Origin of the sequence: Streptomyces sp. NPDC058464, from assembly GCF_042721035.1 — a bacterium.
GTDB lineage: Bacteria > Actinomycetota > Actinomycetes > Streptomycetales > Streptomycetaceae > Streptomyces.
In genome coordinates this window covers 18432-42859 of sequence record NZ_JBHXMA010000054.1, presented here as the reverse complement: position 1 = coordinate 42859, position 24428 = coordinate 18432, and the positions used below count along the sequence as shown (strand labels likewise).

At 70.8% G+C, this 24428-nt stretch carries 24 protein-coding genes; 14 read left to right on the top strand and 10 right to left on the bottom strand.

Annotation, left to right across the window (positions count from 1 at the left end; translation table 11 throughout):
- The 7 genes from nadC (at position 1) to ACFWPQ_RS44805 (ending at position 4591) form a co-directional block, all read left to right on the top strand.
- On the top strand, positions 1–978 hold the full coding sequence (nadC, locus tag ACFWPQ_RS44835) for a carboxylating nicotinate-nucleotide diphosphorylase (RefSeq protein ID WP_384048849.1): 978 nt from the start codon (positions 1–3) through the stop codon (positions 976–978).
- 4 nt (positions 979–982) lie between these two features.
- The gene (locus tag ACFWPQ_RS44830) at positions 983–1780 is read left to right on the top strand and encodes a type III pantothenate kinase (protein ID WP_359030816.1); all 798 of its coding nucleotides are present in this window, start codon (positions 983–985) and stop codon (positions 1778–1780) included.
- Between the two features lie 230 nt (positions 1781–2010).
- Entirely contained in the window at positions 2011–2628 is a 618-nt protein-coding gene (locus tag ACFWPQ_RS44825; RefSeq protein ID WP_384048915.1) for a hypothetical protein, read from the top strand.
- Positions 2629–2696: 68 nt separating this feature from the next.
- Positions 2697–2882 carry a hypothetical protein gene (locus tag ACFWPQ_RS44820; protein WP_361285912.1) on the top strand — a complete coding sequence of 62 codons (186 nt, stop codon included), beginning with the start codon at positions 2697–2699 and terminating at the stop codon, positions 2880–2882.
- A gap of 186 nt (positions 2883–3068) precedes the next feature.
- Positions 3069–3482: a BlaI/MecI/CopY family transcriptional regulator gene (locus tag ACFWPQ_RS44815; RefSeq protein ID WP_384048846.1), complete on the top strand. Its 414-nt coding sequence runs from the start codon at positions 3069–3071 to the stop codon at positions 3480–3482.
- Between the two features lie 9 nt (positions 3483–3491).
- Entirely contained in the window at positions 3492–4025 is a 534-nt protein-coding gene (locus ACFWPQ_RS44810; protein ID WP_089099898.1) for an amino-acid N-acetyltransferase, read from the top strand.
- Between the two features lie 230 nt (positions 4026–4255).
- Complete coding sequence (locus tag ACFWPQ_RS44805; protein WP_384048842.1) at positions 4256–4591, top strand: Lsr2 family protein; 336 nt, start codon at positions 4256–4258, stop codon at positions 4589–4591.
- Here ACFWPQ_RS44805 and ACFWPQ_RS44800 read toward each other — a convergent pair.
- Complete coding sequence (locus ACFWPQ_RS44800) at positions 4570–5283, bottom strand: SCO3374 family protein (RefSeq protein ID WP_384048840.1); 714 nt, start codon at positions 5281–5283, stop codon at positions 4570–4572. The two genes, ACFWPQ_RS44805 and ACFWPQ_RS44800, sit on opposite strands and share 22 nt — an antisense overlap.
- A gap of 430 nt (positions 5284–5713) precedes the next feature.
- On the opposite strand from ACFWPQ_RS44800, the gene ACFWPQ_RS44795 reads away from it, so the two are divergent.
- On the top strand, positions 5714–8239 hold the full coding sequence (locus tag ACFWPQ_RS44795; RefSeq protein WP_384048837.1) for an ATP-dependent Clp protease ATP-binding subunit: 2526 nt from the start codon (positions 5714–5716) through the stop codon (positions 8237–8239).
- 52 nt (positions 8240–8291) lie between these two features.
- Here the strand turns inward: ACFWPQ_RS44795 and ACFWPQ_RS44790 are convergent, their stop codons facing one another.
- Together ACFWPQ_RS44790 and ACFWPQ_RS44785 are read right to left on the bottom strand one after the other, a co-directional pair.
- Positions 8292–11354 (bottom strand): NACHT domain-containing protein, encoded by a 3063-nt coding sequence (locus tag ACFWPQ_RS44790; protein ID WP_384048834.1) that lies wholly within the window; start codon positions 11352–11354, stop codon positions 8292–8294.
- Positions 11355–11400: 46 nt separating this feature from the next.
- On the bottom strand, positions 11401–12003 hold the full coding sequence (locus ACFWPQ_RS44785; protein ID WP_384048831.1) for an HAD family acid phosphatase: 603 nt from the start codon (positions 12001–12003) through the stop codon (positions 11401–11403).
- A 505-nt stretch (positions 12004–12508) separates the two neighbouring features.
- Here ACFWPQ_RS44785 and ACFWPQ_RS44780 point away from each other — a divergent pair.
- A complete protein-coding gene (locus ACFWPQ_RS44780) occupies positions 12509–13060 on the top strand; it encodes a M23 family metallopeptidase (protein ID WP_384048827.1) in 552 nt (183 codons plus the stop codon).
- Here the strand turns inward: ACFWPQ_RS44780 and ACFWPQ_RS44775 are convergent.
- Positions 13057–13698: a TetR/AcrR family transcriptional regulator gene (locus tag ACFWPQ_RS44775; RefSeq protein ID WP_384048824.1), complete on the bottom strand. Its 642-nt coding sequence runs from the start codon at positions 13696–13698 to the stop codon at positions 13057–13059. The two genes, ACFWPQ_RS44780 and ACFWPQ_RS44775, sit on opposite strands and share 4 nt — an antisense overlap.
- A gap of 148 nt (positions 13699–13846) precedes the next feature.
- On the opposite strand from ACFWPQ_RS44775, the gene ACFWPQ_RS44770 reads away from it, so the two are divergent.
- The 4 genes from ACFWPQ_RS44770 to ACFWPQ_RS44755 all read left to right on the top strand — a co-directional run bounded on the left by ACFWPQ_RS44770 (position 13847) and on the right by ACFWPQ_RS44755 (position 17483).
- Positions 13847–15445 (top strand): MDR family MFS transporter, encoded by a 1599-nt coding sequence (locus tag ACFWPQ_RS44770; protein WP_384048821.1) that lies wholly within the window; start codon positions 13847–13849, stop codon positions 15443–15445.
- A 126-nt stretch (positions 15446–15571) separates the two neighbouring features.
- Positions 15572–16081, top strand: a complete 510-nt coding sequence (locus ACFWPQ_RS44765; protein ID WP_384048818.1) for a helix-turn-helix transcriptional regulator — start codon at positions 15572–15574, stop codon at positions 16079–16081.
- Positions 16078–16509, top strand: coding sequence for a VOC family protein (locus tag ACFWPQ_RS44760; protein WP_384048817.1), 432 nt, complete (start codon positions 16078–16080; stop codon positions 16507–16509). Before ACFWPQ_RS44765 ends, ACFWPQ_RS44760 begins: the two co-directional genes overlap by 4 nt.
- Positions 16510–16511: 2 nt before the next feature.
- Positions 16512–17483 (top strand): class I SAM-dependent methyltransferase, encoded by a 972-nt coding sequence (locus tag ACFWPQ_RS44755; protein WP_384048814.1) that lies wholly within the window; start codon positions 16512–16514, stop codon positions 17481–17483.
- Between the two features lie 91 nt (positions 17484–17574).
- Here the strand turns inward: ACFWPQ_RS44755 and cseC are convergent, their stop codons facing one another.
- The 5 genes from cseC to ACFWPQ_RS44730 all read right to left on the bottom strand — a co-directional run bounded on the left by cseC (position 17575) and on the right by ACFWPQ_RS44730 (position 22062).
- Positions 17575–18927 carry a two-component system sensor histidine kinase CseC gene (cseC, locus tag ACFWPQ_RS44750; RefSeq protein WP_384048811.1) on the bottom strand — a complete coding sequence of 451 codons (1353 nt, stop codon included), beginning with the start codon at positions 18925–18927 and terminating at the stop codon, positions 17575–17577.
- 11 nt (positions 18928–18938) lie between these two features.
- Complete coding sequence (gene cseB / locus ACFWPQ_RS44745; protein WP_384048809.1) at positions 18939–19643, bottom strand: two-component system response regulator CseB; 705 nt, start codon at positions 19641–19643, stop codon at positions 18939–18941.
- Positions 19644–19723: 80 nt separating this feature from the next.
- Entirely contained in the window at positions 19724–20392 is a 669-nt protein-coding gene (locus tag ACFWPQ_RS44740) for a hypothetical protein (protein ID WP_384048806.1), read from the bottom strand.
- On the bottom strand, positions 20380–20919 hold the full coding sequence (locus ACFWPQ_RS44735; protein WP_217559609.1) for a SigE family RNA polymerase sigma factor: 540 nt from the start codon (positions 20917–20919) through the stop codon (positions 20380–20382). Before ACFWPQ_RS44735 ends, ACFWPQ_RS44740 begins: the two co-directional genes overlap by 13 nt.
- A 267-nt stretch (positions 20920–21186) precedes the next feature.
- Positions 21187–22062, bottom strand: a complete 876-nt coding sequence (locus ACFWPQ_RS44730; protein ID WP_384048803.1) for an A/G-specific adenine glycosylase — start codon at positions 22060–22062, stop codon at positions 21187–21189.
- Between the two features lie 185 nt (positions 22063–22247).
- Between ACFWPQ_RS44730 and ACFWPQ_RS44725 the strand changes: the two genes are divergently transcribed.
- Positions 22248–23093, top strand: a complete 846-nt coding sequence (locus ACFWPQ_RS44725) for a hypothetical protein (RefSeq protein WP_384048800.1) — start codon at positions 22248–22250, stop codon at positions 23091–23093.
- A 200-nt stretch (positions 23094–23293) separates the two neighbouring features.
- Here the strand turns inward: ACFWPQ_RS44725 and disA are convergent, their stop codons facing one another.
- Positions 23294–24418 carry a DNA integrity scanning diadenylate cyclase DisA gene (gene disA / locus ACFWPQ_RS44720; RefSeq protein WP_384048798.1) on the bottom strand — a complete coding sequence of 375 codons (1125 nt, stop codon included), beginning with the start codon at positions 24416–24418 and terminating at the stop codon, positions 23294–23296.
- Positions 24419–24428: the final 10 nt, after the last annotated feature.

The following is a 24428-nucleotide window of genomic DNA, read 5'->3' as shown; positions in this document are numbered from 1 at the left end:
GTGAGCACCAACGACCTTCCCCTCGACGACGGCGGCGGCTGCGGCGACGGCTGTGCCTGCGGCGCCGAGGGCGACGAGGAGTACCTGGAGTGCGGGCTCGACCCCGCGCTCGCCGAGCTGCTGGCCGCGGCCGGACTCGACCCCATCGAGGTCGAGGACATCGCCAACGTGGCCATCCAGGAGGACCTGGCGGGCGGCTTGGACGTGACGACCGTGGCCACGATCCCCGAGGAGGCCGTGGCCACCGGCGACTTCGTCGCGCGCGAGGCCGGTGTCGTCGCGGGCCTGCGGGTCGCAGAGGCCGTGGTCTCCGTGGTCTGCACCGACGAGTTCGAGGTCGAGCGGCACGTCGAGGACGGCGACCGGGTCGAGGCCGGGCAGAAGCTGCTCTCGATCACCACCCGCACCCGCGACCTGCTCACCGCCGAGCGCAGCGCGCTCAACATCCTGAACCGCCTCTCCGGCATCGCGACGGCCACGCGCGTGTGGGCGGACGAGCTGGAGGGTACGCAGGCACGCGTGCGGGACACCCGCAAGACCACTCCGGGGCTGCGCTCCCTGGAGAAGTTCGCGGTGCGCAGCGGCGGGGGCGTCAACCACCGCATGTCGCTCTCCGACGCGGCCCTCGTCAAGGACAACCACGTGATCGCCGCCGGCGGTGTCGCCCAGGCCTTCAAGGCCGTCCGCGAGGCCTTCCCGGAGCTGGCGATCGAGGTCGAGGTCGACACCCTGCACCAGCTGCGCGAGGTCGTCGACGCGGGCGCCGACCTGATCCTGCTGGACAACTTCACGCCGATGGAGTGCGAGGAGGCCGTCGCGATCGTCGGCGGGCGCGCGCTCCTGGAGGCGTCCGGGCGGCTCACGCTGGACAACGCGCGGGCGTACGCCGACACGGGCGTGGACTTCCTGGCCGTCGGCGCCCTCACCCACTCCTCGCCGATCCTGGACATCGGCCTGGACCTGCGCGACGCGGAGTGACCCCATGCTCCTCACGATCGACGTCGGCAACACCCACACCGTCCTCGGGCTCTTCGACGGCGAGGACATCGTCGAGCACTGGCGCATCTCCACGGACGCGCGCCGTACCGCCGACGAGCTGGCGGTGCTCCTCCAGGGCCTGATGGGCATGCACCCGCTGCTCGGCGACGAGCTCGGCGACGGCATCGACGGGATCGCGATCTGCGCGACCGTGCCGAGCGTGCTGCACGAGCTGCGCGAGGTGACCCGGCGCTACTACGGCGACGTGCCGGCGGTGCTGGTGGAGCCCGGGGTGAAGACCGGGGTGCCGATCCTCACCGACAACCCCAAGGAGGTCGGCGCCGACCGGATCATCAACGCGGTCGCCGCCGTCGAGCTGTTCGGGGGGCCGGCGATCGTCGTCGACTTCGGTACGGCCACGACCTTCGACGCGGTGTCCGCGCGCGGGGAGTACGTCGGGGGTGTGATCGCGCCCGGTATCGAGATCTCCGTGGAGGCGCTGGGTGTCAAGGGCGCGCAGCTGCGGAAGATCGAGGTGGCGCGGCCGCGGAGTGTGATCGGGAAGAACACGGTGGAGGCCATGCAGTCGGGCATCGTGTACGGGTTCGCCGGGCAGGTCGACGGGGTGGTCGGGCGGATGGCGCGGGAGCTGGCCGATGATCCGGACGATGTGACGGTGATCGCGACGGGTGGGCTGGCGCCGATGGTGCTCGGGGAGTCGTCGGTGATCGACGAGCACGAGCCGTGGCTGACGCTGGTGGGGTTGCGGCTGGTGTACGAGCGGAACGTGTCGCGGATGTGAGCGGCCGGTGGGGGCGGGCGTGGGTGTTTCGCCCCCGCCGCCCCCGGGCCCCCGCTTCGGCCTGAACGGCCTCGTCCTCAAACGCCGGACGGGCTGGGGAGTGGCGGGCTTGTTGGTCGGCGGCGGCCAGGCGGGTGGCGCTGGGGCGCCACACCCGTGCGGTATGTCGAGTTTGTCTGATTTACGCGTATCTTCGGACCATGCCCACGCCATACGGATCCCGCGGCGGCATGGTGTTCGGTGCGGAGGAGCTGCGTGTGCTCCGCCGTGCTCTCGCCCTCGCCCTTCACCCCGGTCCCGTCTCCGCCGAGGACGTCAAGGACTGTCATCGGCTCGCCGAGTCGCTCGACGAGGCGATCGGCGAGGGGGCCCGGCTTCGTGCCTTCCTGGTGGCCGATCTGGCCCGGTACCGCGCCGCCCTGCCGGGGACCGTCGCCGGTTACCTAGCCCTTCTGGAGGAGGCGCTGGGGGCCGGGTACCGGCCCACCCCGGACGATCTCGCCGCGCTGCGGGCGCTGCGGGGGAACGCAGGCGCCGCCGCACTGCTCGGCCGCTGCCAGGACCTCGCCGAGCGCGATGTGCGGGCCCGGCTCGCCCAGGGGGCCCGGAAGGTGCCCGCCCCCGCCGTTCCGGGCTCCAGGGTCCGGCTGACGGCCCTGCCGGGCGGCGTGGCCAAGGAGCCGGAGAGGAAGCCCAAGGAGAAGCCCGCCGAACGGCCCGCCCCGCAGCCCGCGGCCCCCGAGCCCGACGCGCCGAAGCGGCCCATTCCGACTCCGGGCGAGGTCTTCCCCCGGCGTCGGCCCGCCTCGCCGCCGGCCGGGCCCCCGCAGCAGCTCGCCGCGGGCTGAGCGGCCGTCCGGGGGCGGTTCGCCCACCCCGCCCCTTTCGCCCGGTACCCCGTGGCTACTCTGGACGCATGGACTACGTCTCCGCGCTGCTGCCTCCGGTCGTCATGGCCGTCTTCTTCATCGGTCTGGTCCGGGTGATCGTGAAGACCCAGGGCGGGGCCGCCAAGGCCAAGGAGGACGCGGCCGTGGACGCCGCCCTCGAGCGCGCGGCGAGTGCCCGCCAGGCCGCCGTCTCCAAGCCCGACGGGGCCTGAACCGGGCCGCGGTCTCCCGGCGTACGGCTCGCCGCGCGTCGCCCGTCGAGGCCGCGCTTTCCGAGTCGTGCGCCCTTTTTGTTCGCCTTTGCTGATAAAAGTGCACGTCCGGCATGTCATTGGCAGGATCTCCCACTATTGTTCTGAGCTGTGCCTCGCCCATTGGGAGAACTCGAAGACGCGGTCATGACGCGGGTGTGGAAGTGGAACCGCCCGGTGACCGTTCGAGAAGTCCTGGAAGACCTTCAGCAGGAACGGTCGATCGCCTACACCACGGTGATGACCGTTTTGGACAATCTCCATCAGAAGGGCTGGGTCCGGCGGGAGGCCGAAGGGCGCGCCTATCGATATGAGGCCGTCTCCACCCGGGCCGCCTACGCCGCCGCCCTGATGAACGACGCCTGGTCGCAGAGCGACAACCCGGCCGCCGCACTCGTCGCCTTCTTCGGGATGATGAGCGACGAACAGCGGCAGGCCCTGCAGGACGCCGTACGCATCGTGCAGGGTCCGGATAGCCGGGAACGGCGGGAAGAGAGGGAAGGCCGGGAAGCTCCGCAAGAGGAGAACCCCGGCTCCGTGGCGGACACCCGCGGGCGATAGCGTCCGCTCATGTCAGCGACGCGCCCCGAAGTCACCGCAAAAGCCATCACCGTCCGGCGGGCCCGGACCAGCGATGTCCCGGCGGTGCGCCGCCTCCTCGACGCGTACGTTCGCGACCGCATCCTGCTCGACAAAGCCACCGTGACACTTTACGAGGACATCCAGGAGTTCTGGGTCGCGGAACGCGACGACAACGCCGAGGTGGTCGGCTGCGGCGCTCTGCACGTGATGTGGGAAGACCTCGCGGAAGTACGCACACTCGCGGTGAACCGGAGCCTCAAGGGCGCCGGTGTCGGTCATCAGTTGCTGGAGAAGTTGCTGGAGACCGCGCGTTGGCTTGGTGTTCGCCGCGTTTTCTGTCTGACCTTCGAAGTCGAGTTCTTCGGGAAGCACGGCTTCGTGGAGATCGGCGAGACGCCCGTCGACACCGATGTCTACGCGGAGCTGCTGCGTTCCTATGACGAGGGTGTCGCGGAGTTCCTCGGACTCGAACGAGTGAAACCGAACACCTTGGGCAACAGCCGGATGCTTCTGCATCTGTGATCGTCAAGAGGGAGCTATTCCCGGCGACCCGCCTTGCCCAGGTGCCCTATGTCCGAAACGCGCATGTTTCCGGGTGGGAGCGGGCCCCTCGGTCTCTCCCAGGGGTTTGTGTTTTTCCCGCAAAAGCGGTTTGCTTTCCGACGTACTGCAGTACTGCATATAACAGGGGGCGGCGAAACGGCGGACGCCGCACACCCCCGGCCCTGAAGTTTTCGATGAAAGGAAATCCGGTGGCACAGAAGGTTCAGGTCCTTCTTGTCGACGACCTCGACGGCGGCGAGGCGGACGAGACCGTGACGTTCGCGTTGGACGGCAAGACGTACGAGATCGATCTCACGACCGCCAATGCGGACAAGCTGCGCGGTCTTCTCGACCCCTATGTCAAGGGCGGTCGGCGTACCGGTGGCCGTGCGGCGGGCGGACGTGGAAAGGCCCGTGCGGCTTCCGGCGGCAGCCAGGACACCGCGCAGATTCGCGCGTGGGCCAAGGAGAACGGTTACGAGGTCAACGACCGCGGCCGTGTTCCCGCGACGATTCGCCAGGCCTACGAGGACGCCAACGCCTGACAGCCGTCCGGCCCGCGGCCCGCGCGCCGCAGCCGGATGCGGTGGCACTCCGTGGCCACCGTGTTCACCAGCCGTACGAGATCGGGGGCGCCTTTCACGCCCCCCATGGCCGACAGCGTCGGCAGCGAGGCCTCGACCTCGCACCCCGACTCGGGGGGCCGCAACCAGACGGCGGCCCCCTGTACGGGCCCGCACGGCCCGTCGCCGGGTCCGGACGACGACCGGACCCCGTCGACCGCCGGCCCGGGCCGCGCCGGGGCGTCCATCGCGCCCCCGGCGCCCAGCGCCCGTAGATCGAGGCCGAGGGCCGGCGCGCCCCACTCCAGCCAGTCCAGCAGCCCCGGCAGCTCCTCAGCGCTGCCCGCGGCAACCAGCAGCCGCATCCGGCCGCCCTGAAGGGCCACCGGAGAGCCCGGCGCCAGGTGCCCGAGCGCCCGCACGCCCGCCCGCGCCGGCACCTCGAGGACGTCGAAGCGCACACCCGTGACCAGCCGTAGCGGCTCTCCGGGCGTCGCGGGCACCGTCGCCCATCCCAGTTCGTTCTCGTACCAGTGCCGGAGCCGGCCCGGCTGCCCGGAATCGGGACCGGCACCGCACTCGGAACCGGAACCTGGGCCGGAACCGGAACCGGAATCGAACGGACGACGGGGGTGAGGGACCGTGGAAGCTGCCGGAGGCGCTGTGCCAGCCATGCCGGGTGCAACCGTCGCCAAGCCACCAGAGTTACGCTGGGTGTACGTGTGACCGCGCAGGGTGCCGGAAAACGGGTCGGGTGGGGGTCCGGAGAGACGCAAGGTTGTTCGCCCGTAGCGGAGGGACCGGGGGCCCACGGCATGGACTGTCCGTAGCTGCGGGTAAGACATCCCTAGTGGGAGGGGGCGACACGCAGGCGAGGCCGTCTCACGTTCGCCATCGGCGTACTGACGGAAGGGGTAACTGCCTGGCCTGCGGGAACATCGTCTCGCACCATCGGGTTGGAGCATATGTCGGCGTTCGGGGTCAGGAGGCCATCGACGGTGTCGGCAGTTGGAATGAGCGGTCCCCGCTTGCGGGACTAAGCTGCGGAAGGACAGGGAGGGGAAGTTCCCCCCACTGCCTGACCGCTCTGAGGAGCGATTAACGATGTTCGAGAGGTTCACCGACCGCGCGCGGCGGGTTGTCGTCCTGGCTCAGGAAGAAGCCCGGATGCTCAACCACAACTACATCGGCACCGAGCACATCCTCCTGGGCCTGATCCACGAGGGTGAGGGTGTCGCCGCCAAGGCCCTTGAGAGCCTCGGGATTTCGCTCGAGGCGGTCCGCCAGCAGGTGGAGGAGATCATCGGGCAGGGGCAGCAGGCCCCGTCCGGGCACATCCCCTTCACCCCCCGTGCCAAGAAGGTCCTGGAGCTGTCGCTCCGGGAGGCCCTTCAGCTGGGCCACAACTACATCGGCACGGAGCACATCCTGCTCGGCCTGATCCGTGAGGGCGAGGGCGTCGCCGCCCAGGTCCTGGTCAAGCTGGGCGCTGATCTCAACCGGGTGCGGCAGCAGGTCATCCAGCTGCTCTCCGGTTACCAGGGCAAGGAGACCGCCACCGCAGGCGGGCCTGCCGAGGGCACCCCCTCGACGTCCCTGGTCCTCGACCAGTTCGGCCGGAACCTCACCCAGGCCGCTCGTGAGTCCAAGCTCGACCCGGTCATCGGGCGCGAGAAGGAGATCGAGCGGGTCATGCAGGTGCTGTCCCGCCGTACCAAGAACAACCCGGTCCTGATCGGTGAGCCCGGCGTCGGCAAGACCGCCGTCGTCGAGGGCCTCGCCCAGGCCATCGTCAAGGGCGAGGTGCCCGAGACCCTCAAGGACAAGCACCTCTACACCCTGGACCTCGGCGCCCTGGTCGCCGGCTCCCGCTACCGCGGTGACTTCGAGGAGCGCCTGAAGAAGGTGCTCAAGGAGATCCGCACCCGCGGCGACATCATCCTGTTCATCGACGAGCTGCACACGCTGGTCGGTGCGGGTGCCGCCGAGGGCGCCATCGACGCGGCTTCGATCCTGAAGCCGATGCTGGCCCGCGGTGAGCTGCAGACCATCGGTGCCACCACCCTGGACGAGTACCGCAAGCACCTGGAGAAGGACGCGGCCCTGGAGCGCCGCTTCCAGCCCATCCAGGTCGCCGAGCCGTCCCTGCCGCACACGATCGAGATCCTCAAGGGTCTGCGTGACCGGTACGAGGCCCACCACCGGGTCTCCATCACGGACGAGGCGCTGGTCCAGGCCGCCACCCTGGCCGACCGCTACATCTCCGACCGCTTCCTGCCGGACAAGGCGATCGACCTGATCGACGAGGCCGGTTCCCGGATGCGCATCCGCCGGATGACCGCGCCGCCGGACCTCCGCGAGTTCGACGAGAAGATCGCCGCCGTCCGCCGGGACAAGGAGTCCGCGATCGACTCGCAGGACTTCGAGAAGGCCGCCTCCCTCCGCGACAAGGAGAAGCAGCTCCTGGCCGCCAAGGCCAAGCGGGAGAAGGAGTGGAAGGCCGGCGACATGGACGTCGTCGCCGAGGTCGACGGCGAGCTGATCGCCGAGGTGCTGGCCACGGCCACGGGCATCCCGGTCTTCAAGCTCACCGAGGAGGAGTCCTCGCGCCTGCTGCGCATGGAGGACGAGCTCCACAAGCGGGTCATCGGCCAGGTCGACGCCGTCAAGGCGCTGTCGAAGGCGATCCGCCGTACGCGTGCCGGTCTGAAGGACCCGAAGCGCCCCGGTGGCTCGTTCATCTTCGCCGGCCCGTCCGGTGTCGGTAAGACCGAGCTGTCCAAGGCCCTCGCCGAGTTCCTCTTCGGTGACGAGGACGCGCTGATCTCCCTCGACATGTCGGAGTTCAGCGAGAAGCACACGGTGTCGCGTCTCTTCGGTTCGCCCCCCGGCTACGTGGGCTACGAGGAGGGCGGCCAGCTGACGGAGAAGGTGCGGCGCAAGCCGTTCTCGGTGGTCCTCTTCGACGAGGTCGAGAAGGCCCACCCGGACATCTTCAACTCGCTGCTGCAGATCCTGGAGGACGGTCGCCTGACCGACTCCCAGGGCCGGGTCGTGGACTTCAAGAACACGGTCATCATCATGACGACCAACCTCGGCACCCGGGACATCTCCAAGGGCTTCAACCTGGGCTTCGCGGCCACTGGTGACACGAAGTCCAACTACGAGCGCATGAAGAACAAGGTCCAGGACGAGCTCAAGCAGCACTTCCGGCCCGAGTTCCTCAACCGCGTGGACGACGTGGTCGTCTTCCCGCAGCTGACGCAGGAGGACATCCTGCGGATCGTCGACCTCATGGTCGGCAAGGTGGACGAGCGCCTCAAGGACCGGGACATGGGCATCGAGCTCTCCCAGTCCGCCAAGGAGCTGCTGTCCAAGAAGGGCTACGACCCGGTGCTGGGCGCGCGTCCGCTGCGTCGCACGATCCAGCGCGAGATCGAGGACACGCTCTCGGAGAAGATCCTCTTCGGCGAGCTGCGCCCCGGTCACATCGTGGTCGTCGACACGGAGGGCGAGGGCGAGACCGCGACCTTCACCTTCCGCGGCGAGGAGAAGTCGGCGCTGCCCGACGTCCCGCCGATCGAGCAGGCGGCCGGCGGAGCCGGACCGAACCTGAGCAAGGAGGCGTAAGCCTCAGGGCCACGCCTTGAAGGGGCCGGTGCTTTTCGGAGCACCGGCCCCTTCAGCGTTCCACCAGGCCGATGTCCACTCCGGGGAAGTACTCGGAGAACCGGGACGTGGGAAAGGCGTGTCCCGGCATGTTCTGCAGGATCACGGAGCGCACCGCGGGCAGTCGGCGGGCCAGGACGGAGAAGTCCTCGGTGCCGAGCAGCCCGGGGACGCGCAGTGCCTTGACGCCGGAGAGCTCCGGCATGCGCTCGACGGAGCGCGGCAGCTCCCGCAGGATCCGCGCGTTCAGATGCAGGGTCCGCAGCTCCGGCAGTCCGGCGACCGCCTGCCAGTCGGCCGCCGTCAGCTCCGTGGTCAGTGGCCCGAGGCTGAGGTCCGTGAGGGTGGTCCAGTGCTCCAGGCCGCGCAGCCCGGTGCGGTTCGTGCTGTTCCGGCCGAGGAAGAGGAACTCCAGTGCCGCGTCGGCGGGCAGCACCTCGCCGAGGCTGTCGCCGGGGAGCTCCTGTTCCACGGTGAGCCGGACGAGCGAGCCCAGCGACCGCAGGCCGGAGACGTCGGCAATCTGTCCGCAGATCAGCTCGGTGATCCGCAGCTCCGCGAGCCGCTCCAGGCCGTGTGCCGCCGGACAGCGGGCCAGCAGCAGATCGCGCAGGGACCCGAAGGGCGACAGGTCGCCCAGGTCGCTGAGGAGCGGGTTGTCCCGCAGGTCCAGGAGGGTCAAGGCCCCGGGCTCGCGGACCGCGTCCAGGATCTGGTCGGCCGAGTGCCGGCCCAGGAACGCGAGACCGCGCCAGGGCCGCATACCGGTCAGGGCGGCACGCTGCTCGGCGGACTCACAGGTGAGATAGAGGCCGGTGCGGGGCAGCTCGTCCAGCACCTCCGACGCGTAGGCCGTGGTGTCGAAGCGGCTCCAGGTCCCCACCAGCTGCCGGCGCACCTTGAGGTCCGGGTGGTCGCGGAACCGGCGCAGCACTGCGAGGGCTCCCTCCGGTTCCTCGGCGCCGAGCAGGGAGGCGGTGACGGTGACGCTCCGCGCCTCCTCCGCCGTCAGCCCCTCGGGCCCCGGCAGCAGCTCCAGCACCAGGGGCCCGGCCTCCGCGAGCACCTTCGCGTCCTCGGTGGTCCGCGGCGGGATCAGCTCCGCCGCCCGCCGCTCCACCTCCGCCCGCACGCCCGCGTCCAGCGCCACCGCGTGCTCCAGACAGGCCAGCGCCAGCAGGGTCAGCCGGGGCGACCGCGCCGCGAGCAACCGCCTTAGCAGCGCTGCCCGTTCCGCGGGCCGCGCATGGGCCACGGCCATGCGGATCACGTCCTCCCACTGCGTGTCGTCCGCATGGTCGGCGAGGACGTTCAGGTGGCCTTCCTCCACCGCGTACCGGGCACCCAGGTAGTCCTGGAAGGTCCGGTGGACGAAGTCCAGTACGCCGTCGGCGGGCCGGCGGATCAGGCCGCTGCGCAGGAGCAGGGTGCGCAGCACGGCCGACGCGTCCGACTGCCCGCGCGGCAGCGCGAGGGAGGGCAGACTGCGGTCCACGATCGTTTCGGCGGTCTCCAGGTCCATCTCCGTACGGTTGCCCAGTACGAGCGCGTAGGCGAGCCGTTGCAGCAGCTCCAGCCGGGCCTCCTCGCTCAGCTCCACCTCGTCCACCGGGCCCATGCCCCGCTCCCGGTCGCGGCGGGCCAGCAGCATCGTGAGGGCGGCGTCGTAGAGCTCCTTGCGGCCGGTGGGCAGGTAGCCCCGGCGTTCCCGGTGCAGGGCGCAGATCAGGCCGCACATCAGGGGGTTGGTGGCGAGGCGGGCCAGGTCGCGTTTGGTGCGCAGGGAGTCGAGGAGCGGGCCCTCGAACTGCGGGGCGTCGGCCGCCGTGTGCCAGCGGTGGACGAAGACCGCCACGTCCGCGCGGCGCATGGGGGCCAGGGTCAGTTCGCGGAAGCCCTGGGCGGCGAGCCAGTCCGGGCGGACCGCGGTGGGGCGGGAGGTCAGCAGCCAGCGGTTGCCCGGGTAGGCGTTGATGAGGGAGAGCAGCCAGTCACGGACGTAACGGCGGTCGACGGTGGGGATCTCGTCCAGACCGTCGACGAGGATCATGGCGCGGCCCGCCCGGAGGACGCGTTCCGTCCACCCTTCGGGTGCGGACAGCGGGGCGCCCACCGAGCTCACGAAGGCGGAGGGGAAGGGCAGCGCGCCGGAGCCGCGGATCACGGTACGCAGCGGAAGGACGTACGGGATGTGGACGCCCTCGCGTGCCGCCGTCACCGCCAGCCACTGGACCAGCGTCGTCTTGCCGGAGCCGGCGTCGCCGCGAACCAGGACGCGGTCGTGGGTGAGCAGGGCTTCCTCGGCGGGGAGCTGGACGGTGACCGGGGCCGCGCCGGGGCCGTCACCGGGGAGGGCGTCGTCGTCGGCGGCGGCCGTCGCCTCCAGGCTGAGATAGGCGACTTCGAGCGGCCAGCGGTCGGGGGAGTCCCGCAGGTCGATGCCGTAGATGGTGAGGTGGTTGTGGCGCTCGGCGACGTAGGAGCGGTAGCGGCGCTCGAAGGCGGTGTCGCGGCCGTCGGGGCGGGGGATGCGGGCGAGCAACTCGTCGGTCTTCGCGATGAGTTCGGCCTGGACCCGGGTCTGTTCCACGAGGGTGCGGGCGACGAAGGTGGAGCGGCGGGTGAAGAACTCCAGGATCTGCAGGCAGGCCCACTCCGTCGCGGAGTCGAGGAAGTGGCCGGCGTCGGCGGAGAGTCCGTCGGGCGCGGGTGACGAGCGCACGAGTGTCCGGGCGAGTTCCCCGTGGCCGAGCCGTACGGCCTGGACGTCGTCCATGTCCAGGTCGCCGAGGGCGAGCAGCCGGCGGGCGAGGGCGTCGGCGACGGCGATCCGCTCGTCGGCCCGGAAGGGCGGCTCACCGGGCGAGTCCACCGCCTGCCGGACCAGGTGCTCGGCGAGTCTGTGCACGTCCTTCTCGACCAGCACACGCTTCTCGCCCCGGAACGACACCAGGTCCTTCAGCCGCACCGGCCGATCCACCAGCCCCGCGCCCGGCCCGTCGGCCACGAACAGCTTCTTCAGCAGCGGGCCCATCAGGCTCGACGCCAGCTTCCCGCCCAGTACCGTCGGCTCCATCCGCCACCCCCGTGAGTCCCGTCAGCGGATGGAGCCTATCGGCGGCCTACGACAACTGGCCGTTGTAGTCCGGCAGCTTGAACGCCTTGTCGGCGTGGCCGCCCGAGAGGTCGGAGGCGCTGTTGCCGATGTTCGCGATGATGTCGTAGCCCTTGTTCTCGATGTCGACGCGCTGGGCGGTCTTGTAGGCGGCGACGTCCTTGAACAGGTCGAGGAAGCCGCGCGCGTAGAGACCGGAGACCTGGTAGCCGTCGTACTCGAGGTTGTACTCGGTCGGCAGGTAGATGATGCCGGGGCGGGCGGTGACGAAGAACAGGGAGACGCCGTGCTGCTGGGCGTACTTGGCGACGTTCAGGACCGGCTTGTTGGCCGGCTGGGGGTAGCTGAAGCCGAAGTCGGTCTCCAGCGTGGTGTTGTCGATGTCGAAGACGATCGCCTGCTTCTCGCCCGGCTTGGCGGCGGCGATGCGCTCCTTCAGGTACGGCAGGGCCTGGTCCATCACGGACTGGCAGTCCTGCTGCCAGGTGGCGTAGTCGACCGTGGTGGAGCTGGTCTCCGTCGCGGCCTGGGCCGGCGCGGCCATCCCGGCGAGCGCGGCCACGGAGACGGCGGTGACGGAGATGCGGCGGGTCCAGCTGCCTGTGGTCATCGGTGGGGGTGTCCTCTCACGTCCGGCTGTGTCAGGGGCATGGTGAGCGAGGGAAGTGGCGTGAGGGGAACGGTAGGGTTACTGGGGAGTAGGTGGCTAGGGGCGTGCATCACGAGATCTGCGGTCGGAGAGGTCGGAGAGGTCGGGGAGAGAAACCACCGGCGTAGCGCCCGTCACATTTCGGTGGTTGTGGATCTCGGTCGCCGGTGACATAGCGCACGGGCGAAATGCCCGTTACTAGGTGACATAGTGGACCCGTCGTGAGGGCGAACAGGGATTTTTGCCTCACGGGGCGCATGCGGGCCGATTGCCGTGAATGGCCTGTCCGGTCAGGGTGGCTCTGTCAAGAAACGGTCAATTCTGGGCATTGTTACTAACAAGCCTCGTAGGCGGCGGGGTTTGAGCGGGGCCCGGCCTCCGGGTTACCAAGGGATGCCCCGTTCGGCGGCCGCCCCTGTGGGCCGGTGCCGGAGGGGGGTCCTGTTGTCTACCCCACGAGGTTCCGATGTCCCTGCGCGCCACTTCCCGTTCCCCCCGTACGTCCTCGCTCCGCAAGCGTGCCGCCGTTCTGGCCGCCGGTGTCGGAGTCGCGGCCGTGGTGGGGTCGGGGGTCGCGTCGGCCGCCACCTCCAGTGCCGCCGCCTGGGTCGACCCGGTGAAGAAGTACACGCTCTCCGCGACCTTCAACCAGGCCGGCGGCATGTGGGCCGCCAGGCACAGCGGTCAGGACTTCGCGGTGCCGAGCGGCACCGAGGTCGTCGCGGCGCACGGCGGCACCGTCGTCAAGGCCGGCGGCAACGGCGCCGGCGACGGTCCCGCGTACGGCAACGCCATCGTCGTCAAGCACGGCAACGGCCAGTACTCGCAGTACGCGCACCTGTCCCGCATCGACGTCAGGGTCGGCCAGATCGTCAAGACCGGTCAGCACCTCGCCCGCTCCGGCAACACCGGCAACTCCTCCGGCCCGCACCTGCACTTCGAGATCCGTACGACCCCGAACTACGGCTCCGCGGTCGACCCCGTCGCCTTCCTGCGCGCCAAGGGTGTGACCCTCTAAGAGGCGTCCGACGGCGCCTGGTCCGGGCCCTGGTCCGGGCCCTCGGCCGGGTGTGAGCCCCGGTGGGCCTGGGTCACCAGGTCCACGGCGACCTCCAGGACCGCCTCGCGCTTCTCCCGGGGGTCGCCCTCGACGTCCTGCATCACGAACATGCCGGCGTGCAGGGTGAAGAGCGCGCTGATGCAGCGGATCTGGTCGGTCAGCGCCGCGTCCGGGTCGATGATGATGTTCCGCAGGCCGCGCATCCGGTCCTTGAAGGTGTCGCCGATCCGCAGCTCCCGGACCGTCGCCTGGTTCTCCTGCATGAACCGGAACAGCGGTTCGGCGTCGGCGAGCGCCTTGTGGTACCGGCGTACGATCTCCTGCTTGGTCTCCAGGGTGTGCGGCTGGCCCTTGCCCCACTCGATCAGGTCCTCGATCGGCCGCGTCAGGTCCTCGAAGACGCTGACCAGGATCTCTTCCTTGGTCTTGAAGTGGTAGTAGAGGGCCGCCTTGGTCACGTCGAGGCGCTCGGCGATCTCCCGCAGGGAGGTCTTCTCGTAGCCCTGCTCGGCGAAGAGTTCGAGGGCCACGTCCTGGATGCGCTGGCGGGTGTTCCCGCGGCGCTGCTGCTTGGTGCCGTCCATGGTGACGCTCATCCTCTAACTCCTCGTGCTCCCGCGAAAACTTGCTTGCCGCCCGGCTAGTAAACTTACTTGACGCCCGGCTAGCAACGGGTCTAACTTCCGAGTGTACTGAACTAGCCGGGCGGCAAGTAAGTAGCTGTCGCCAGGGGGAGTGGGAGAGATGGCGGACACCCAGGCGGCCGAGACCGGCCAGGAATCACCGGGGGCACCGGCAGCGGCCGAGGTGCCGGAGAAAGAGCCGAAGAGCGTACGGGTCGTGATCCTCGCGCTCATGATCGCGATGATGCTCGCGATGCTCGACAACATGATCGTGGGCACGGCGATGCCGACCATCGTGGGCGAGCTGGGCGGTCTGGAGCACCTGTCGTGGGTCGTGACCGCGTACACCCTCGCGACCGCGGCGGCCACCCCGCTCTGGGGCAAGCTCGGTGACATGTACGGGCGCAAGGGCGCCTTCATGACCTCCATAGTCATCTTCCTGGTCGGCTCCGCGCTCAGCGGCATGGCCCAGGACATGGGCCAGCTGATCGGGTTCCGGGCTGTTCAGGGGCTCGGCGCCGGCGGTCTGATGGTCGGCGTCATGGCGATCATCGGTGACCTCGTGCCGCCCCGCGAGCGCGGCAAGTACCAGGGCATGATGGCCGGCGTGATGGCGCTCGCCATGATCGGCGGCCCGCTGGTCGGCGGCACCATCACCGACAACTGGGGCTGGCGCTGGGCCTTCTACATCAACCTGCCGCTCGGCGTCGTCGCGCTGGCCGCCATCAGCGCCGTACTGCACCTGCCGAAGAAGCGGAACAAGACGCGCATCGACTACCTGGGCGCCGCACTGCTGACCCTCGGCATCACCTCGATCGTGCTGGTCACCACCTGGGGCGGCTCCCAGTACGCCTGGACGTCCGCGCGGATCATGGAACTGATCGCCATCGGCGTCGTCGCTCTGATCGGCTTCGTCTTCTGGCAGACCAAGGCCGCCGAGCCGATCCTGCCGCTGCACATCTTCCGCAGCCGCAACTTCACCCTGATGTCGATCATCGGCTTCATCGTGGGCTTCGTGATGTTCGGCGCCACGCTGTTCCTGCCGCTCTACCAGCAGTCCGTACAGGGCGCGTCCGCGACCAACTCCGGTCTGCTGCTGCTCCCGATGCTCGGCGCGATGCTCGTGACCTCGATGGTCGCCGGCCGGGTCACCACCAACACCGGCCGCTACAAGATCTTCCCCCTCGCGGGCGGTGTGCTGCTGACCGTCGGGCTGTACCTGCTGTCCACGATGGACACGGACACCACCCGGTTCACCTCCGGGGTGTACATGGCCGTCGTCGGCCTCGGCATGGGCTGCCTGATGCAGATCACCATGCTGGTCGCGCAGAACAGCGTGGAGATGAAGGACATGGGCGTCGCGTCCTCGTCCACCACCCTGTTCCGCACGCTCGGCTCGTCCTTCGGCGTCGCCATCATGGGCGCGATCTTCAACAACCGGGTCAAGGACGTCATGGCCGAACGGGCCGGCTCGCTCGGCTCCAAGATCACCGAGCAGTCGGCACAGCTGGACGCGAAGAGCCTGGCGAAGCTGCCGGCCGCGGCGCGCGAGGCGTACCAGCACGCGGTGTCGGCCGGCACCCACTCGGCGTTCCTGCTCGGCGCCGTGGTCGCCGTGCTGGTGCTGGTGGCTGCGGTCTTCGTGAAGGAGGTCCCGCTGAAGGGCGGACCGCAGAAGACGGACGAGGCGGCGCCGCTGCCGGTGGTCGAGGCGGTCTGAGCGAGGTCCGGGTGGCCGCCGGGGCAGGCTGAGCAAGGCCCGCCGGCGCGGGACGGCCGATCGACATGCGGGTGGTTCCGGGGCTACGGCCCCCGGGACCACCCGCTTCGCCGTTCCGGGCCGAGAATGGGCGGCGTGGACAAACTGCGCCAGCTGCGCCTCGCCAAGGACGCCATGGACCGGGACTGGGCCGACCCGGCCCTGGACCTCGACGCGGTCGCCGCGCACGCCGGGTACTCGCGGTACCACTTCCTCCGCGCCTTCAAGGAGGCGTACGGCGAGACACCCGGCCAGTACCTGACGCACCGCAGGATCGAGCGGGCGGAGGAGATGCTCCGCGGCGCGGACCTCACCGTCACCGAGATCTGCCACCTGGTCGGCTTCAGCAGCCTCGGCACCTTCTCCGCGAAGTTCAAGGCCCGTACCGGGCTCAGCCCCACCGAGTACCGGACCGAGCACGTCGGCCGCGGCGCCTCCCTCATCCCCGGCTGCTACGCCCTCCTGTGGGCCGGCGGGTTCCCGAGCAGAAGCGCAACTTCCGAGAAGCGCGGCCCGGACCCGGCTGCCTACGGTGACGGACAGGAACAGCGACCGTCCGGCGGCCGCGGCCGGACAGGCAGGAGAGCGGAGCCATGATCCAGGGTCTGGCCATCACCACCGTGTGGACCTTCGACCAGCAGCGCACCAAGGCCTTCTTCACCGAGAAGCTCGGCTTCGAGCTGCGCGACGACATCGCGATGGGCGACATGCGCTGGGTCACCGTCGGCGCCAAGGGCCAGCCCGGCGTCGAGCTCGCCCTGATGCGCCTGGACGGGCCGGGCCTCGACCCCGAGTCCGCCGAGGCGCTGCGCAAACTGGTCGCCAAGGGGGTCATGGGGGCCGGCGCGTTCCGCACGGACGACTGCCGCGGCGACTACGAGACCTTCCGGGCGCGAGGCGTCGAGTTCGTCCAGGAGCCCAAGGAACGGCCGTACGGCATCGAGGCGATCTTCCGCGACGACAACGGCAACTGGTACTCGCTGACCGAGCGCAGCGAAGAGCTCGACTTCTCCAAGGAGTTCTGAGCGTGCCGACGGAGACCGGGCCCGACCACACCGCCGTCCGCACCGCCTTGTGGCGGGCGCTGCACCTGCGCGCCGATCCGCCGCCGTACGTGATCGAGGACGAGGTCGGGCTCCGGCTCGCCGAGCCGGACGCGGGCGGGGGCGGACAGGCCGGGGACGGAGACGGGCAGGCCGGGGGCGGGCACGCAGGGGACGGGAGCGCCGGAGACGGGCGCGCCGGGGTCGGGCGCGCCGGGGTCGGGGGTGCCGGGGGTGGCTGGTGGGCCCGGCCGGACATGGATGTCGAGGGCACCCGGCGGACCCGGGCGTCCATCGTGGCCCGGGCGCGGTTCGTGGAGGACCTGGTGCTGGCGGAGGCCGGGCGCGGGGTGGACCAGTACCTCGTCCTCGGCGCCGGGCTCGACACCTTCGCGCAGCGCCGGGCCGCCGACGCGGTGGCCGCCGGGCTACGGGTGTTCGAGGCCGACCGGGCCGGAGCCGTGGCCTGGAAGCGGCGGCGGCTGACCGAGCTGGGATACGGCGTGCCCGACTGGCTGGCGCTGGTGCCGGTGGACTTCGAGGGGGACTGGTGGGGGCAGCTGGTCGCCGCCGGGTTCGATCCGGGCCGGCCGGCCGTGGTCGCGTCCGCCGGGGTCACGATGTACCTCACGGAGGACGCCATCGCCGCCACCTTCCGGCACATCGCCGCGCTCGCCCCCGGATCGACGCTGGTCACGACGTTCCTGCGGCCCATCGAGGACGTCGAGCCGGACCAGCAGGAGCAGCTGCGGGTGGCCCAGCGGGGCGCGAGGGCCTCCGGCACGCCCTTCCTGAGCTTCTACACGCCCGAGCGGATGGCGGCCCTCGCCCGCGAGGCCGGTTTCCGGGGCACCCGGCACGTCCCGGCCGAGGAACTCGCCGACCGCTACTTCGCCGACCGCACCGACGGCCTGCGCCCGTCCCGCGGCGAGGAACTCCTCGTGGCCACCACCTGAGGGGTCACCTGAAGGGCTGGCTGAAGGGCCACCTGAAGGGCCCGCCGGGAGGAGCGCGCCCGGCCCCCGCCCGACCGCGGGCGGCTGTTCGTCAGCGGTTTCCCGACTGGGCGGGCCCTGGCAGCATCGGATAACTGCCCGTGGCCGTCGGCGCGTGCTCCGGGAGCCACAGCACGGCCACCGCGCCCTCCGCCGGGATGTGCTCGGGGGCGCCCGCCGGGCGGATGTTGCGGAAGGTCAGCCGGGCGCCCAGGACGCGCGCCTGGCCCGCCGCGATGGTCAGGCCCAGGCCGTGGCCCTGGCCCGCGCGGTCCTCGCTGCCGGTACGGAAGCGGCTCGGGCCCTCCGCGAGCAGCTTCTCGGGGAATCCGGGGCCGTGGTCGCGGACCCGGATGACCCGGCCCTCGACGGTCACCTCGATGGGCGGCTTGCCGTGCCGGGCCGCGTTGGCGAGCAGGTTGAACAGCACCCGCTCCAGCCGGCGCGGATCGGTGGTGACCTCCGACTCGTGCACCACCCGCACCTCGATCTCCGGGTCCTTCGCGGCCACCCGCCGGGCGACGAACTCGCCCAGCATGATGTCCTGCAGCTCGGCCCGCTCGGAGGCACTGTCGAGACGGGCCACCTCCAGCACGTCCTCGACGAGGGTGCGCATCGCCTTCGCCCGGTCCAGGACCAGTTCGGTCGGACGGCCGGGAGGGAGGAGCTCGGCCGCGGTGAGCAGACCGGTCACCGGCGTCCGCAGCTCGTGCGCGATGTCGGCCGTCACCCGCCGCTCGGCCTCGAGGCGTTGCTGCAACGCGTCCGCCATGGCGTCCACCGCCCGCGCCAGGTCGTCGGTCTCGTCCCGTACGACCCCGCCGATCGCCTCCCGGACCCGGACGTCCGGCTCGCCCTGGGCGACCTGGTTGGCCGCGGCAGCCGCCTTGCGCAGCCGCCGCGAGAGCTGTCCGCCGATCAGCACGCCGAGCGCGCTGCCGCCGAGGACGACCGCGATGGAGCCGATGACGAGGGCCTGGTCGAGGTCCTTCAGCACATTGCTGCTGCGGTTCGCGAAGGTGCTGTGCAGGGACAGCACACGCCCGTCCTTGGCCTGCACGGCCGCCCAGATGTCCGGGGCGCCGGTGCCGTGGTCGATGACGTCGGTCGCCCGGCGGCCCGCGTCGACCCGCTCGCGCAGCGCCGGCGGCAGCCGCGGGTCGTCGACCTTGACGTCCGGGAAGTTCGCCCTCCCGTACAGCTCGTAGTTGCGCTGGCCGATCTGCAGTCGCTCGTTGGCCAGCTCGCGCGCGTTGTCCAGCATCGAGACCCGGGCGGCGTTGTGCACCACCAGGCTCAGCGCGATCGCGACCAGCGCGCCGACCAGCGCGATCGCCGCGCTCAGCTTCCATCTGAGTCCGGTGCGCAGACCCGGACCCCTGTACCGGCTGGAGAACCCCCGCATGACCGCCTCGCTCAGGCCTTCAACTTGTAGCCGAAACCACGGACCGTCTCGATCCGGTCCTGGCCGATCTTGGTCCGCAGCCGCTGCACATGGACGTCGACGACCCGGGTGTCCCCGCCCCAGCCGTAGTCCCAGACGCGTTCGAGCAGCTTGTCGCGGGAGAGCACGGTCCCCGGTGCCGAGGAGAACTCCAGGAGCAGCCGCATCTCGGTGGGCGTGAGCGCGACGGGCTGCCCGGCCCGGCGCACCTCCATGCCCTCGGTGTCGATCTCCAGGTCGCCGAAGACGAGCAGGCCGCCGGAGACCGGAGCCGCGTCCTCGTGCGGCTTCTCGCCGCCGCTCGCGTGCCCGAAACGGCGCAGCACCGCCCGGATCCGGGCGACCAGTACGGCGCCGTCGAACGGCTTGGTGACGTAGTCGTCGGCGCCCGCCTCCAGGCCCAGCACCACGTCGATCGAGTCGGCGCGCGCCGACAGCATGATCACCGGGACGGTCGACTCGTCGCGGATGCGCCGGCACAGACTCACCCCGTCCAGGCCCGGGACCATCACGTCCAGCAGGGCGATGTCGGGCCGGTCGGCGCGGAAGGCATCGAGGCCCGACAGACCGTCGGGCATGGCGGTGACCACGAAGCCGTCCCGCTCCAGGGCGAGCTGGGTGGCCTCGCGGATGACGTCGTCGTCCTCGACGAACAGAACGTGGGTCTGGTCTGCCATCCCGGCTCTCTCGGTGGTCGGTGGGTGCTGGGGGTCGAACGGGTTGAGCGTGTGGCGCGGGTTCAGCGGGTTCTATGGCTTCAGTTGCCGGGGGAGGGCTCCGGCGTGACGTCGTCGCCGCCGGCCGCGTTGCCGTAGTCCGTGTGGTGGAAGTCCTCCTGGACGAAGCGTCCCGCGGCCCAGCTGTAGGTGATCACGTTCTCGCCGGAGGGGCTCGACACTGGGTCGCCCTTCTCGTACACCTGCTTGGTCACGCTCAGGTCGCCCCGGTCTATCTCCGCGTACACCGGGGACTCCTCGGCCTTGAAGACGTTCTTGTACGCGCCGCTCTCGCTGCGGTACACGTACGCCCCGACCCCGACCGCGTCCCCGCAGGTCAGCACGTTGACGACGATGTCCTCGACCGAGCCTCCGGTCAGATCGCCGTACGTCACGTCGACGGGGTACTCGTCGCCCGAGCACGGCTTCAGGTCCCGCTTCACCGTGGCCGAGACCACCGGGTCGGCCTTCACCAGGGCGACCGCGTCGACCTTCTCGTACGTCTGCGACGGGTTGGGCGAGGGGGCCTTGGCGGCCGGGGCGGGCGCGACCGAGTCCTCGTGCGCCGGGCCCTCGTCACGGGCTCCGGTACCGCCGGTGCCGCAGGCCGCGGCGAAAAGGGCGAGGGCGGCGAGCACGGCCGTCGCCGTGATCGCCGCCTGTGCACTCGCCGGGCCCCTGCTGGGCCCCGTGCCGGTCAGGCCGCGCAACGCTCCCGCTCCTCACGCTCCAGCGCGCGTGCGTCGAGGTCGCGTGACTCCAGCTCCTCGCGGAGCCGGGCGAGCGCCCGGTGCAGCGTGCTCTTGACCGTTCCGGCCGACATGCCGAGGGCGGCGGCCGTCTCCTCCGTGGACATCTGCTCCCAGTGTCGCAGCACCACGACACTGCGCTGCTTCGGAGCCAGCACCTTCATGATGTCCATGAGCAGAGCGCGGTCCGCGTGCTGCTCGGTGGAGTCCTCCACGCAGGCGTCGGGCAGCTGCTCGGTCGGGACCTCCTCCAGCTTCCGGGCCCGCCACCACTCGGTCCGCGTGTTGATCATGACCCGGCGCAGGTAGGCGTCGGCGAGCTTCTTGTCCTCGATGGTCTCCCACCGGCCGTACGTCCGTACCAGCGCGGTCTGCAGCAGGTCCTGGGCGTCCGTCGGGTCCGGGACCAGCCGGCGGGCGCTGCGCAGCAGCGCGTCCTGCCGAGTGCGGACGTACTCCTCGAATTCGAGCACCTCGCCCTGCGCCATGATCAACCGCCTCCCGATCCCCGTTTTCCCCGGCCCTGTGCCTGAGTTCCCGCCGTCCCGCGGTCCTGGCGGGCACAGAAACGAAGCTACGGACCCGTTGTCACGGGCCTGTGCGGAGCAGCCTGCGGGTAGCAATCGGCTGTCCGTCGGTTGTGTAACGGAAGTAGGTGCGGGGTAGGCGGGTACGGGTTTATGCCCGGCTATACGGTGATTTGGGATGCGGATGGGGCCGTAACAGAGCCCCTTCCGCTGTGATGTGGCTGTACGTCAGCCCAGCGGAAGCCGGTACAGGCCGCCCGCGAGCGGCTCCACCAGCCCGTCCGAGACCAGCCCGTCCAGCGCGCGGGCCCGCTGCACCGGCTCGTGCCACACCCGGTCGAGCGCCGTCTGCGGTACGGGGGTGTGCGCCTCGCGCAGGACGGCGAGCAGCTTGCCGCGCACCTGGCGGTCGGTGCCGGCGTACGTCTGCCCGCGCCGGGGCGGTCCCTCGTGCTCCGGCTTGCCGGCCAGCCGCCAGGCGCACTCCCCGGCGATCGGGCACCGCCGGCACGTCTCGTTCTTCGCCGTGCACACCAGCGCGCCCAGCTCCATCGAGGCGGCGGCCCAGCGGGCGGCGGTCTTCTCGTCCTCGGGCAGCAGCTCGCGGGCGAGCCTGCGCTCGGCGGCGGTGGTGGCGTTCGGCGGGTACTGCACGCCGGTGACCGCCCGTGCGAACACCCGCCGCACGTTGGTGTCGAGCACGGCGTGTCGCTGCCCGTAGGCGAAGGAGGCGACGGCCGCGGCCGTGTACTCGCCGATGCCCGGCAGCGCGAGCAGCTGCGCGTGATCCGTCGGTACGTCGCCGCCGTGCCGTTCCGTTATGGCGACGGCGGCGCCGTGCAGCCGCAGGGCGCGGCGCGGGTACCCGAGCCGCCCCCAGGCCCGCACGGCCTCCCCGGGCGCCTCCTCGGCGAGGTCGGCGGGGCGCGGCCAGCGGGCCAGCCACTGCTCGTACACGGGCTGCACCCGGCTCACCGGGGTCTGCTGCAGCATGAACTCGCTGACCATCACCCCCCACGGACCCGCCTCCGGGCGGCGCCAGGGGAGGTCGCGGGCGTGGGCGTCGAACCAGGCGATCACGGGGGTGTGCAGCTTCTCAGTCATGGCCCTTCCGATCCTGCCACGTCCGGCGACGGCAGGGGCGGACGTGGTCCGCGGCGGGGTCGGGGGTTGACGTGACGAAGAGGGGCCGTGCCGACGGGAGTTGCCGAAATGATGATCCGGAAAAGTTGAGGTTTGGGCGGTGGGTGGGGCGAGGAAGTGCACGGATCTCTCGTACAGTTTGGGCCGTGGGATCTCTGCGCAATCCGGTCGGGCCGCTTCCCTCCTCCATCTACTGGCGACGGAGGGTCTTCATGCTGTCGGCGCTCGCCGTCCTGGCGCTGCTGATCGCGTGGATCGTGACGTCGAACGGCGGGGGCGGCAAGAAGAACGCCGGCGGGTCGGACGGCAAGAACCCCGTGTCCACCATCACGCCGGGGCCGTCCGGCAGCGGGCCGGCGATCAGCCAGGCACCGGGTGGACGGGACGAGTCGAGCGGGGGCGGTTCCGGCTCCGGCGGCGGGAGTTCGGCCGGGACGGGCGGTGCCTCGTCGCCCGGTTCCGCAGGTTCGTCGGGTTCCTCGGATTCTTCGGGCTCGTCGGGCTCGTCGGGTTCCTCGTCCGGCTCGGGTGACGACGTCACGTCGGGTTCCGGCGGTACGGTCGCCTCGCTGCCGGGATCCTCCGCACTGCCCAACTGCACCGCCGGTTCCGTGGCGTTGAGCCTGAAGAGCCTGCACAACTCGTACTCGCCGGAGCAGACGCCGACCTTCGAACTCACCGCGCGGAACACGTCGTCCAGCGACTGCAAGATCGACCTCGGGCCGAAGAGCGCGGTGCTGACCATCACGCAGGCCAGCGCGGACGACAGCTACTGGTCGTCGGCGGACTGCCCGAAGGCGGCGGGGAGCCGGTGGTACCGGGTGCCGGCCGGCAGCAGCATCACGTACACGCTGAAGTGGGACCGCAAGCCGAGCGCCGCCCAGTGCGCGACGCCTCCGGCGGGGTCGGCCGGGACGGGCACGTACCTGCTGGAGGCGGCGGCCCCGGGGCACGCCAAGGCGCAGGCGTCCTTCGTACTGACGGCGGACTAGCGCGAGCCGGGGGTTGGGACGCTTGCCGGCGCTGGCAGGGCGCCGCCCGCGCCCACCCGTGCCGCCCCAGCGGCACGACTGCCCGCGGCTGGGAGAAGCGGCGGGCGAAGCGCCCCGTAAGGGGCGCGGGGAACTGCGCGATCAACCCCCACCGGGCCGCACACGCCACACGACGCAGCCCGCCGAGCTAATCGGCGAAATCAGACATACCGTTCAAGAATCGAAGACTCCGCCAGCCTCGACAGACCCTCCCGGACGCTGCGGGCGCGAGCCTCTCCCACCCCGTCCACGGTCTGCAGGTCGTCGACGCTCGCAGCGAGCAGCTTCTGCAGGCCCCCGAAGTGCTCCACCAGCCGGTCGATGATCGCCCCCGGCAGCCGCGGCACCTTCGCCAGCAGCCGGAACCCGCGCGGCGACACCGCGGAGTCCAGCGCCTCCGGCGACCCCGTGTACCCCAACGCCCGTGCCACCGTCGGCAGTTCCAGCAGCTCCGCATGGCTCAGGGCATCCAGCTCGGAGAGCGCCTCGTCGACCGTGCGAGAGCGCTTGGCCGTGGGCTCGGGGACGTAGTCCCGGACCACCAGCTCGCGCTCGGGCTCGACCCCGGCGATCAGCTCGTCCAGCTGGAGGGCGAGCAACCGCCCGTCGGTGCCCAGTTCGACCACGTACTCGGCGATCTCCGTGGCGATCCGGCGGACCATCTCGAGACGCTGGGCGACGGCGGACACGTCCCGGACCGTCACCAGGTCCTCGATCTCCAGCGCCGACAACGTTCCCGCGACCTCGTCCAGGCGCAGCTTGTACCGCTCCAGCGTCGCCAGCGCCTGGTTCGCGCGGGAGAGGATCGCCGCCGAGTCCTCCAGGACGCGGCGCTGACCGTCGACGTACAGCGCGACCAGCCGCATCGACTGGGAGACCGAGACCACCGGGAAGCCGACCTGCTTGGAGACGCGGTCCGCCGTGCGGTGCCGGGTGCCCGTCTCCTCCGTGGGGATCGTCGCGTCGGGCACGAACTGCACGCCCGCCCGGAGGATCTTCGACAGGTCGGAGGAGATCACGATGCCGCCGTCGAGCTTGCACAGCTCCCGCAGCCGGGTCGCCGTGAACTCGACATCCAGCACGAAACCGCCCGTGCACATCGCCTCGACCGTCCGGTCGAAGCCGAGGACGATGAGCCCGCCGGTGTTGCCGCGGAGGACCCGCTCCAGGCCGTCCCGCATGGACGTGCCCGGCGCCACGGCGCTCAGCGAGGCGCGCATCAGGCCATCGGAACCGGCACTCCCACCGGACTTTCCGGGAGCTCCTGCCCGGTCGTTGGCTGCCACTGCACTCCTC